This is a genomic window from Rhizobium sp. PDO1-076, assembly GCF_000247475.1.
GTDB lineage: Bacteria > Pseudomonadota > Alphaproteobacteria > Rhizobiales > Rhizobiaceae > Allorhizobium.
Genome location: NZ_AHZC01000133.1, coordinates 36,643 through 48,409, shown reverse-complemented (window position 1 = coordinate 48,409; position 11,767 = coordinate 36,643). Strand labels below are relative to the sequence as shown.

10 protein-coding genes are annotated in these 11,767 nt (G+C 60.2%); 5 read left to right on the top strand and 5 right to left on the bottom strand.

The features are described from left to right. Nucleotides 1-768: 5'-methylthioadenosine/S-adenosylhomocysteine nucleosidase (locus tag PDO_RS09785; RefSeq protein WP_007601067.1), on the bottom strand; the 768-nt coding region annotated here is incomplete at its 3' end. 141 nt (nt 769-909) lie between these two features. Beyond that, on the bottom strand, nt 910-1,437 hold the full coding sequence (locus PDO_RS09780; protein WP_007601065.1) for a single-stranded DNA-binding protein: 528 nt from the start codon (nt 1,435-1,437) through the stop codon (nt 910-912). A gap of 274 nt (nt 1,438-1,711) precedes the next feature. Between PDO_RS09780 and uvrA the strand changes: the two genes are divergently transcribed. After that, nucleotides 1,712-4,633 carry an excinuclease ABC subunit UvrA gene (gene uvrA, locus PDO_RS09775; protein WP_007601064.1) on the top strand — a complete coding sequence of 974 codons (2,922 nt, stop codon included), beginning with the start codon at nt 1,712-1,714 and terminating at the stop codon, nt 4,631-4,633. A 9-nt stretch (nt 4,634-4,642) separates the two neighbouring features. On the opposite strand, the gene PDO_RS09770 is transcribed toward uvrA, so the two are convergent. After that, nucleotides 4,643-5,029 (bottom strand): type II toxin-antitoxin system VapC family toxin, encoded by a 387-nt coding sequence (locus PDO_RS09770; protein ID WP_007601063.1) that lies wholly within the window; start codon nt 5,027-5,029, stop codon nt 4,643-4,645. Further along, a complete protein-coding gene (locus PDO_RS09765; RefSeq protein WP_007601062.1) occupies nt 5,026-5,304 on the bottom strand; it encodes a type II toxin-antitoxin system Phd/YefM family antitoxin in 279 nt (92 codons plus the stop codon). The genes PDO_RS09770 and PDO_RS09765 overlap by 4 nt, the downstream gene beginning before the upstream one ends. 66 nt (nt 5,305-5,370) lie before the next feature. On the opposite strand from PDO_RS09765, the gene PDO_RS09760 reads away from it, so the two are divergent. Together PDO_RS09760 and PDO_RS09755 are read left to right on the top strand one after the other, a co-directional pair. Then, the gene (locus PDO_RS09760; RefSeq protein ID WP_007601061.1) at nt 5,371-6,180 is read left to right on the top strand and encodes a DUF72 domain-containing protein; all 810 of its coding nucleotides are present in this window, start codon (nt 5,371-5,373) and stop codon (nt 6,178-6,180) included. A 156-nt stretch (nt 6,181-6,336) separates the two neighbouring features. Beyond that, entirely contained in the window at nt 6,337-7,983 is a 1,647-nt protein-coding gene (locus tag PDO_RS09755) for a Na/Pi cotransporter family protein (protein WP_037073252.1), read from the top strand. An 82-nt stretch (nt 7,984-8,065) separates the two neighbouring features. On the opposite strand, the gene PDO_RS09750 is transcribed toward PDO_RS09755, so the two are convergent. Beyond that, nucleotides 8,066-9,541, bottom strand: coding sequence for a bifunctional ADP-dependent NAD(P)H-hydrate dehydratase/NAD(P)H-hydrate epimerase (locus tag PDO_RS09750; RefSeq protein WP_037073251.1), 1,476 nt, complete (start codon nt 9,539-9,541; stop codon nt 8,066-8,068). A gap of 349 nt (nt 9,542-9,890) precedes the next feature. On the opposite strand from PDO_RS09750, the gene PDO_RS09745 reads away from it, so the two are divergent. Together PDO_RS09745 and glnA are read left to right on the top strand one after the other, a co-directional pair. Next, a complete protein-coding gene (locus tag PDO_RS09745) occupies nt 9,891-10,229 on the top strand; it encodes a P-II family nitrogen regulator (RefSeq protein ID WP_007601055.1) in 339 nt (112 codons plus the stop codon). A 63-nt stretch (nt 10,230-10,292) separates the two neighbouring features. Continuing rightward, complete coding sequence (glnA, locus tag PDO_RS09740) at nt 10,293-11,702, top strand: type I glutamate--ammonia ligase (protein WP_007601052.1); 1,410 nt, start codon at nt 10,293-10,295, stop codon at nt 11,700-11,702. Nucleotides 11,703-11,767: the final 65 nt, after the last annotated feature.

Here is an 11,767-nt window from a genome sequence, read left to right as displayed (position 1 = left end):
GGCGACATGGGCCGTGGCGGCACTTTCCATATCCAGCACCTGCGCCTCGAAGGTTTGGAAGGTGAACTCGCGGAAAGCGGCATTGTCGACAAAGGCCGATCCCGACACGCCATTGCCGCCAACGACAACCTTCGGCTGGTGGGAGAGGCATTTGTCGGCGCCGGCGCATTTTTCCAGAGTCACGCTCCCGGCCACCTGACGCGCCGTCTCCAGCAGTTTGCCGTCGACCGGGAACCAGAATCGATCTTCCGGTTCAGTAGAGCCTTCGCGCACCACTTCGCTCTCATTGGGGTGGATCATGCCGAAATTCGGAAACTGCGTATCCAGGAACGGCGGAATGGCGAACGTCCCCTTTTGCGTCTCCCGGGCAAAGATAGCCTCGAGATATTGTCCCCATTGGCCGCTGACGACGACATCGCCGATCGACAGCTTGGGGTCGACACCGCCGGCAATACCGGAGAAAACGATCGTCGTGATGTCGAAATAGTCAATTGCCTGCTGGGTGGTCATGGCGGCATTGACCATGCTGACGCCGCTCAAGAACAGCACGACATCCTTGCCAGCCAGCGAACCGGTGACGAAGCGCCGGCCATTGACGACATGCTCCTGCGGGTCTTGCAGCACCTTCAGTAGTACCAGCCATTCCGGCTCGAAGGCCGACATGACCGCAATGCGCGGCTTGTCGTCGAGCCGCGGGGCAGCCGTTGCCCCAGGAGTAGCGGCGCTCAAAAGTCCGAGCGCCGTCACGATAGAACCAATCAATCTCATGGAAAATCCTCATTTGAAAACAAGGACTTTGAAAGCAATAAGCATGCCAATCATTGTTGATGATTACGATCTACAAGTCGACATCGCCGGATAGGACGATGCATCCGCCGACCCATGGGTCCGTCCTGACGACACCGCTTCTCAGAACGGAATGTCGTCATCCAGATCGCGCGAAAAGCCGCCCGACGGGGCACTGGAGCCACGACCGGCCGAGCCGCCGCCACGCGGTGCCGAAGGCGCCGAACCGTAGTCGTCATAACCACCGCCTGAACCGCCAAAGTCGCCACCGCGCGATGCACCGCCGCCGGCGCTGTCGCCGCGACCACCGATCATGGTCAAAGTCGAGTTGAAGCCCTGCAAGACAACTTCGGTCGAATAACGATCCTGGCCGCTCTGGTCCTGCCATTTGCGGGTCTGCAACGCGCCCTCGATGTAAACTGTCGAACCCTTCTTCAGATACTGCTCGGCAACCTTGCACAGGCCCTCGTTGAAGATGACGACCGTGTGCCATTCGGTCTTTTCCTTGCGCTCGCCGCTGTTCTTGTCGCGCCAGGTTTCCGATGTGGCAATTCTCAGGTTGGCAATCGGCCGGCCGTCCTGGGTCCGGCGGATTTCGGGATCGGCACCGAGATTGCCGATCAGAATGACCTTGTTGACGCTACCAGCCATGACACTCACCTTACTGCCGCGCCGCCGCGGCGTTCAAAATCCAATCAAATGCCACCATATCCCATTCTGCGGGGACGATGGGGCGTGGAGGAACCGTCATCCACAAGGAAAAATGTTCTTTATTTGTTCTATTCTTTCGCTAGGATGCTGTCAACAGAATCGAATTGTCATCCCGCGATGACGGCAAGTGCTCGACACGCGCCGTCGTTAGACTACATAAGGACAGTCCTCCTCCCGGGATCTCCTGTCCACTGTCCGATCCGAGCCATTTGCCATGTCCGAACTGAAGACCATCTCCATCCGCGGCGCCCGCGAGCACAATCTCAAGGGCATCGACCTCGACCTGCCGCGCAACAGCCTGATCGTGATGACCGGTCTGTCGGGCTCCGGCAAGTCGTCACTCGCCTTCGACACGATCTATGCGGAAGGGCAGCGGCGTTATGTCGAGAGCCTGTCGGCCTATGCCCGCCAGTTCCTCGAGATGATGCAGAAGCCGGATGTCGACCAGATCGAAGGCCTGTCACCGGCGATCTCGATCGAGCAGAAGACGACCTCGCGCAATCCGCGCTCGACGGTCGGCACGGTGACCGAGATCTATGACTATATGCGCCTGCTGTTTGCCCGCGTCGGCGTGCCCTATTCGCCGGCGACCGGCCTGCCGATCGAAAGCCAGACGGTCAGCCAGATGGTCGACCGGGTGCTGGCCTATGAGGAAGGCACGCGTCTGTTCATCCTGGCGCCGATGATCCGCGGACGAAAGGGCGAGTATAAGAAGGAACTCGCCGAACTGATGAAGAAGGGCTTCCAGCGCGTCAAGATCGACGGGCAGTTCTACGAGATCGCCGACGCGCCGACGCTGGACAAGAAATACAAGCATGACATCGACGTGGTCGTCGACCGCGTCGTCGTCCGTCCGGACATTGCCAGCCGCCTGGCCGACAGCCTGGAGACCTGCCTCAGGCTTGCGGACGGGTTGGCGGTTGCCGAATTTGCCGACAAGCCGCTGCCGCCGGAAGAGACGTCCGCGGGCGGTTCGGCGAACAAGTCGCTGAACGAGACGCATGAACGCGTGCTGTTTTCGGAAAAGTTCGCCTGCCCGGTCTCAGGCTTCACCATTCCGGAAATCGAGCCACGGCTGTTTTCGTTCAACAACCCGTTCGGCGCCTGCCCGACCTGTGACGGCCTGGGCAGCCAGCAGAAGATCGACGAGGCGCTGATCATTCCCGAGACGCAGCGCAAGCTGAACGACGGCGCGATCGCGCCTTGGGCCAAGTCGGCCTCGCCCTATTACAACCAGACTCTGGAAGCGCTCGGCAAGGCCTTCGGTTTCAAGCTGACCGCCAAATGGGCGGACCTGCCGGAGGCGGCGCAGAGGGCGATCCTGCATGGCACGGAAGACAAGATCGACTTCCACTATGCCGATGGTGCCCGTTCGTACACGACGACCAAAACCTTTGAAGGCATCGTGCCGAACCTCGAACGGCGCTGGAAGGAAACCGACAGCGCCTGGGCGCGCGAAGAGATCGAGCGGTATATGTCGGCGGCCCCCTGCCCGGCCTGCAAAGGCTTTCGGCTGAAGCCGGAGGCATTGGCTGTCAAGATCAACGGGCTGCATATCGGCCAGGTGACCGACATGGCGATCCGCAATGCCGGCGCCTGGTTCGAAGTGCTGCCGGGTAAGCTGACCGATAAGCAGAACGAGATCGCGGTGCGTATCCTGAAGGAGATCCGCGAGCGGCTGCGCTTCCTCAACGATGTCGGGCTCGACTATCTCAGCCTGTCGCGCAATTCCGGCACGCTGTCGGGCGGCGAAAGCCAGCGTATCCGGCTGGCATCGCAGATCGGTTCAGGTCTGACGGGCGTGCTCTATGTGCTCGACGAGCCGTCGATCGGCCTGCACCAGCGCGACAATGCGCGTCTGCTCGAAACGCTGAAGCATCTGCGCGACATCGGCAATACGGTTATCGTCGTCGAACATGACGAGGACGCCATCCTGACGGCCGACTATGTCGTCGACATCGGTCCTGCCGCCGGCATCCACGGCGGCCAGGTCATCGCGAAAGGTTCGCCGAAGGACATCATGGCGAGCCCCAAATCGCTGACCGGAAAATACCTGACAGGCGAACTCGGGGTAAAGGTGCCCGAACAGCGCCGCAAGCCGAAAAAGGGCCAGCAGATCAAGGTGGTTGGTGCCAAGGGCAACAACCTGAAGAATGTCACGGCGGCGATCCCACTCGGCGTCTTTACCGCCGTCACCGGCGTGTCGGGCGGCGGCAAGTCGACCTTCCTGATCGAGACCCTGTATAAGGCGGCCGCGCGTCGCGTCATGGGCGCGCGCGAAAACCCGGCCGAACATGAGCGGATCGACGGTTTCGAATTCATCGACAAGGTGATCGACATCGACCAGTCACCGATCGGCCGCACGCCGCGCTCGAACCCGGCGACCTATACCGGCGCGTTCACGCCGATCCGCGACTGGTTTGCCGGTCTTCCGGAGGCAAAGGCGCGCGGCTATCAGCCGGGTCGTTTCTCGTTCAACGTCAAGGGCGGCCGCTGCGAGGCCTGCCAGGGCGATGGCGTGATCAAGATCGAGATGCACTTCCTGCCGGACGTCTATGTCACCTGCGACGTCTGCCACGGCAAACGCTACAATCGCGAAACGCTCGACGTGCATTTCAAGACGAAGTCGATCGCCGACGTGCTCGACATGACGGTCGAGGAAGGCGTCGAGTTCTTCCAGGCGGTGCCGGCGGTGCGCGACAAGCTGCAGGCGCTGTTTGATGTCGGGCTTGGCTATATCAAGGTCGGCCAGCAGGCCAATACGCTGTCAGGCGGCGAGGCACAGCGCGTCAAGCTGGCCAAGGAACTGTCGAAGAAATCGACCGGCCGCACCCTCTACATCCTCGACGAGCCGACCACCGGCCTGCATTTCCACGATGTCGCCAAGCTTCTGGAAATGCTGCAGGAGCTGGTCGATCAGGGCAATTCCGTCGTGGTCATCGAGCACAATCTCGAGGTGATAAAGACGGCCGACTACATCATCGACTTCGGCCCCGAAGGTGGCGACGGCGGCGGCGAGATCGTCGCCCAGGGCACGCCGGAAGAGGTAGTGAAGGTCGAAAAGTCCTATACCGGCCAGTTCCTCAAGGAACTGCTGGAGCGGCGGCCGATGAAAAAGGTGCAGGCGGCGGAGTGAAAGCGGCGCTTACCAGAGGCACTCGACGTCGAATACGTTGAATGCCTTGTCGGCGGTGACAAGCGTGAGGCTTTCAAGTTTCGACTGTGCGGCGAGCAGGCGATCGAAGGGATCTTTATGATCTCCGGTCAGTTGGCCGGCAAGGAGAGCGTGGGATGGTTCAACCGGTAGCAGGACGAAACGTTCGGCCATGACATATGTGACGAAATCGGCGCAGAGCGTGCCCACTTCCGGCCACTTGCCAAGGCGATGCTTGGTTGCGATTTCGAAAGCGGAGACTGCACTGGCGGCGACCTCATTGTCGCCGTTGGTAAGAGCCGCGCGTGCCGCAGCGCTGAGACGAGGATCATCCATCAGCCACCAGACCAGTGCGTGTGTGTCGAGCAGATATTTCATTGGCCGTTGTCGCCGGGGAACGAATATTTGCCTTCCCAGGCGGCCAGTTCGTCATCCGACATCGGCTCAAGAAACAGGCCAGAGGGGATCTTGCCGCGCAAATGTGCCAGTGCGCCGGCCTTGCGTGGCGGATTTTTCCTATCGGCCGCTGTCAGGGGCACGAGTTTCGCAACCGGTTCATCACCGCGTGCAATGACAATTTCCTCTCCGGCCTCAACGCGGGCAAGGAGTTTTGAAAGTTCCGTCTTGGCCTTGTGAATGGTGACAACCGTCATCGCTCGCTCCATGGCAACATCTTTAAATTAGCTAATTGCTTAGCTAACTTCAATGGGAGGCATTTGATGACCCAATCCGGCACAATCCGCACCGGTATCGGCGGCTGGACCTTCGATCCCTGGGAGGGCACGTTCTATCCGGAGAAACTTGTCAAGAAGAAGCAACTGGAATTTGCCAGCCGCGAACTGACGGCGATCGAAGTGAACGGGACCTATTATTCCAGTCAGAAGCCGGCGACATTTGCCAAATGGGCGTCCGAAGTGCCGGACGGGTTCGTATTTTCCTTGAAGGCGAGCCGGTTCTGCACCAATCGCAAGGTGTTGGCCGAGGCCGGCGAATCGGTCGGCAAGTTTCTCAATCAGGGGATAGCGGAACTCGGCCCGCATCTCGGGCCGATCCTCTGGCAGTTCATGGGCACGAAGAAGTTCGAGCCCGACGACTTCGAGGCCTTTCTCGCCCTTCTGCCGAAGACATTGGACGGATTGCCGCTGCGCCATGTGGTCGAGCCGCGGCACGGCTCTTTCCAGGTGCCGGAATTCATCGATCTTCTGACAAAATACAATGTCGCGGCCGTTTGCGCCGACCATCACGATTATCCGATGTTTGCCGATCCGACGACGGGCTTCGTCTATGCGCGGCTGCAGAAGGGCAGCGATGACATTGCCACTTGCTATCCGCCCGAAGAGCTTGACGCCTGGGCTGAGCGATTGAAGATCTATGCGGCCGGCGGCATGCCGGGGGATCTGCAAAAGATTGCGCCACAGCACAAGATAAAGGCGGAGCCACGCGAGGTGTTTGCCTTCTTCATCACCGGCGGCAAGGTGAATGCACCCACCGCGGCACGCAAGATGCAATCCCTGGTCGCCGAGAGCTAGAATACTCGTATTCATCTGCAAATTGTGACATTGGCGAATCTGGACTAGGCTCGGTCGCAGAGTCGCCGTCATCCGTCAGGAAATGGTCGACAGTGTGTGAACATGGGGATGTGCGGACCAGCCCTCATGGCTCTTATCCGGTCTCGGGGCGTTTCCATGTCAGGCATAGCAGTCTTCATCAATCTGGCAGGCGCGGTCGCGTTGCTGCTCTGGGCGACACGCATGGTGCGGACCGGCATCGAGCGGGCCTATGGCGGCGTGTTGAAGGACAAGCTGCGGCTGGCGGTCGGTAACCGGTTTTCGGCGGCCTTTGCCGGATTCCTGTTTGCTGTGGCATTGCAGAGCGCGACCGCCGTCGCCCTGATCATCGCCTCGTTCACCGCTGCCGGCTATGTCACCGCGGCGATCGGCATCGCCACCTTGCTGGGTGCGGATTTCGGTTCGGCGTTTGTCGTGCGCATCCTGCGCTATGACCTGTCGCTGCTGGTGCCGATTCTCTTGCTGCTTGGCACGATCGCCTTTCGCGCCTCGGAAGAGCGCCACTGGCGCCAGCTCGGTCGGATCCTGTTTGGTCTCGGCCTGCTGCTACTGTCGCTGAAACTGATCGGCCAGGCGTCGGATCCGCTGCGCAGCAGCCAGATCCTGCCGGTTCTGTTCAATTACCTGGCGAGCGACTGGATCAGCGCCTTCCTGCTCGCCGCATTGCTGGCGTGGTCATTCCACTCCAGCGTCGCCGCGGTGCTGCTTGTCGCGTCACTGGCCGACAAACATCTGCTGCCGGACGCGTTGATCATCCCGCTGGTGCTAGGGATCAATTTTGGCGCGGCCGTGATCGCGGCGCTGCTGACCAAGAACGCAGAGGCCAACGCGCGTGTCGTGCCACTCGGCAATGTCGTCATTCGCGGCCTGATGACACTTCTGGCGCTAGCGCTGCAGTTCATCTTCCAGATCGCACCCGGGCAGCTTGCCGTTCATCCCGGCGACGCCGTTGTCATGGCGCATCTGGCAATGAATGGCGCGGTTCTGGTGCTCGGCCTGCCCTTTGCGGCAGTCGTCGCCAGGCTGCTAGAACGGTTTCTGGAGCCGACCGCCGGACAACCGGCCAATGACGACCGACTGTCCGCCCTGAATTCGGCCGATCTACTGCATCCGCAACAGGCGATCAGCAATGCCACGCGCGAAGTGCTGACCGTCTGCGACAAGACGGAGATCATGCTGAACAGCATTTTCGAGCTTTACGAACATTGGGACATAAAAAAGACCCAGCGGATCGAGGCACTCGACGACCAGATCGACACGATCCATCGCGACATCAAATTCTATCTGGCCCGCATTTCGCAAACGGCGCTGGACGAACAATCGGCCGAGCAATGTCAGAGCCTGCTTGGCGCGACGATCAAGATCGAGCAGGCGGCCGACATCATTTCGCAGAACATGCTGACCCGGGCGCGCAAGAAACACGAGCGCAATGCGGCGTTTTCGGCCGAGGGCTGGGCGGAGCTGTGTGCCATGCATCACGAAGTGGTGCAGAACGCCCATCTGGCATTCAACCTGCTGGTCAACCGCAATGTCGAATATGCCCGCCAGCTCGTGGCGCGCAAGGAGGTCGTTCGGCAACTGGTCAAGGCCAGCGAGGAGCAGCATCTGCAGCGCCTGCGTCAGGGCAATGCCGCGAGCTTCGAATCCAGTTCGCTGCACATCGACACGATGCGGGATCTGAAAGAGATCAATTCGCTGTTCGTCTCGATCGGCTATCCGCTGCTGGAGGGAGAAGGCCTGTTGCGCGGCAGCCGGCTGCTCTGAAGGCATTCCGTTGGACGGGTGTGCCGGCCGCGACCTCTTTTGCGTAAAACCGGTATGCAGCTTGTCCGGGTTTACACCAAGCCTACGTTAGCGGCCGGACAGAGGCGGCCAAGTCTTCCGCCGTCATCCCTGACCCGGCGTGAAACGCTGCCTCGCCGTGCAGGTACACGCCGGCGCTGGCCGCTTCGAAAGCGGGCAGGCCTTGCCCCATCAGCGCAGCAATGATGCCGGCCAGCACGTCGCCGGAACCGGCCGTTGCCAGTTGCGGCGGTGCGGTCTCGTTGATCGCGGCGCGGCCATCCGGGGCAGCGATCACCGTATCGGCCCCCTTGTAGACCACGATCCCGCCCAACTCGCTGGCAGCTGTGCGGGCCTTCTCGACCTTGCCGGCCGGCATTGCCGAAACCTCGGGAAACAGCCGGACAAACTCCCCCTCATGCGGGGTGACGACGAGGCGCGTCCCGCCATCCGAAAAGGCGGTGCGGAGCGTCTTCACATCGTTGCGGAACGCCGTTATGCCATCGGCATCCAGGACGACCGCTCGCCCATAGGCACCGAGAGAAAGGGCGTAGGTTCGGGCTGCGGCAAAGTCGCCGAACCCCGGGCCGAGCACAAATGTCGTTCGGCGCGGATCTTTCAAATAGCTTTCAAGATCGGCTTTGCCGTTGATTTCCTGCAGCATGATCGCCGTCAGATGCGCGGCGTTGGCAGGCAGTGCGCCGGCTGGCGATGCCACGGTGACGAGCCCTGCCCCGGCCTTCAGCGCTGCCACGGCCGACAGACGCGCCGCGCCAGTCGCCGTTGCGCCACCGGAAAACACTGTGAGATGGCCGCGGCGGTATTTGTGGTCACCGGCGGCCGGTGCCACCTGGTGGTTTTGCCAGAGCGATGGGCCATTGACAAAGAGCCGCTCGGCCTCGGCATCGACCAGACGCCTCGGAATACCGATGTCAAACACCTCGATTGCGCCGCACAGCAGGCGGCCAGGCAAAAGCAGGTGACCGGGCTTTCGGGTCATGAAGGTCACAGTCGCAGTGGCCTGCAAAGCGGCACCACGGACAAGGCCGGTCATGCCGTCAACGCCGGACGGTAGATCGACCGCCAGCACCGGAAGCCTTGCCTCGGTTAGCCGCGCCACCAGTTCGGCCATGTCCTGCGGCACATCACGGGCAAGGCCGGCACCAAATACGGCGTCGATGATCACGTCGCCCGGATCCGGCGCATAGGACGACAAGGGCTGCGATGGCAATGATGCCGCGGAATAGGCTCTTGCTGCATCCCCCTTGAGGGCTGAAGGATCACCGAGATGGTGGACCGTGGTGGACGCACCGGCACGCACAAGTGCGGCTGCTGCGACATAACCATCGCCGCCATTATTGCCGGGACCACACAAGACGACGAAGCGCAAAGCGGCCGGGAAGAGACGCAAAGCGCAAGCCGCGACCGCCTCGCCGGCACGTCGCATCAGCCCATAGCTTTCCATGCACGATGCCGCTGCCGCGTCGACGCGGGCCATGGCCGAGGGGCTCAGAAGGATTTCTGCAGGTTGCACTGTCATGCATAACGTTAAAGCAGAATTTTCAGCGCAAACCTAGCGGTACAAAAATAGGCAGAAACAAAAGCCCACAAAATAAGCAATTGCATACTTCATGATCACAGAAACTTAAAATTCCGCAATAGCGTCGGCATGTTAGCGAAAAAGCCAAAAAAGAAAAAATCGAGACAAAATCCAGATTGGGGACGAATTGGGCTGGCTTTTCCGGTGAAATTGCGGGAGATTTGCTCCGCCGGGTGGAGGAAGCAGCAAAATCTGCGAAATTCTGGCGAAGACTGGCACGTTCCGTGCATTCTACCTGGCGGGCGGGACTAATCCTGCCGCAATGAGGGAAGCGGAGAGAAATTTTCTCATGAAAAAGATCGAAGCGATCATAAAGCCGTTCAAGCTCGACGAAGTGAAGGAAGCCCTTCAGGAAGTCGGTCTGCAGGGCATCACTGTCACCGAAGCCAAGGGCTTCGGACGCCAAAAGGGCCATACAGAGCTCTATCGCGGCGCCGAATATGTGGTGGACTTCCTGCCTAAGGTGAAGGTCGAGGTGGTTCTGGCGGACGAAAACGTGGAAGCCGTTATCGACGCGATCCGCAATGCCGCGCAGACCGGCCGGATCGGGGACGGAAAAATCTTCGTGTCGAACATCGAAGAGGTCGTTCGTATCCGCACAGGCGAGACCGGCGTCGACGCCATCTAACTACGGCCCGGCACCTAGGGAGGTCGGGCTTAAATCGTCATCTCACGCGAGGAAAACAATAAAATGACGACCGCAAGCGATATTCTCAAGCAGATCAAAGACAATGACGTGAAGTTTGTCGACCTGCGCTTCACGGACCCAAAGGGCAAGCTGCAGCACGTCACGATGGACGTGATCTGCGTTGACGAAGACATGTTCGCCGATGGCGTCATGTTCGACGGCTCTTCGATCGGCGGCTGGAAGGCGATCAACGAATCCGACATGGTTCTCATGCCGGACCCTGATACGGTCCATATGGACCCGTTCTTCGCTCAGTCGACCATGGTCATCATCTGCGACATTCTCGACCCGGTCTCGGGCGAAGCCTATAACCGCGATCCGCGCGGCACCGCCAAGAAGGCCGAAGCCTATCTCAAGGCATCGGGTATCGGCGATACTATCTTCGTTGGTCCGGAAGCCGAATTCTTCGTCTTCGACGACGTCAAGTACAAGGCTGATCCCTACAACACAGGTTTCAAGCTTGATTCCAGCGAACTGCCATCGAACGACGACACCGATTACGAGACCGGCAACCTCGGTCACCGTCCGCGCGTCAAGGGCGGCTATTTCCCGGTTCCGCCGATCGACAGCCTGCAGGACATGCGTTCCGAAATGCTGACCGTTCTCGGCGAAATGGGTGTGGTCGTTGAAAAGCATCACCACGAAGTGGCTGCTGCCCAGCACGAACTCGGTATCAAGTTCGACGCGCTGGTGCGCAATGCCGACAAGATGCAGATCTACAAGTATGTCGTGCACCAGGTCGCCAATGCCTATGGCAAGACGGCGACCTTCATGCCGAAGCCGATCTTCGGCGACAACGGCTCGGGCATGCATGTGCATATGTCGATCTGGAAGGACGGCAAGCCGACCTTTGCCGGCGACGAATATGCCGGCCTGTCGGAATCGTGCCTGTATTTCATCGGCGGCATCATCAAGCATGCCAAGTCGATCAACGCCTTCTCCAACCCGTCGACCAATTCCTACAAGCGCCTGGTCCCGGGTTATGAGGCTCCGGTTCTGCTCGCCTACTCGGCCCGCAACCGCTCCGCTTCGTGCCGCATTCCCTTCGGCTCCAACCCGAAGGCCAAGCGCGTCGAAGTCCGCTTCCCGGATCCGATGGCAAACCCGTATCTGGCCTTCGCAGCGATGCTGATGGCCGGCCTCGACGGCATCAAGAACAAGATCCATCCGGGCAAGGCCATGGACAAGGATCTCTACGACTTGCCGCCGAAGGAACTGAAGAAGATCCCGACCGTCTGCGGCTCCTTGCGCGAAGCCCTGGAAAACCTCGACAAGGATCGCAAGTACCTGACGGCCGGCGGCGTGTTCGACGACGACCAGATCGATTCGTTCATCGAACTGAAGATGCACGAAGTGATGCGCTTCGAAATGACGCCGCATCCGGTCGAATTCGACATGTACTACTCGGCCTGATTGGCCACCCGTTGATACCCGAAGACGCCGGCGATTGGTTCGCCGGCGTTTTTTTTGTTGCCACG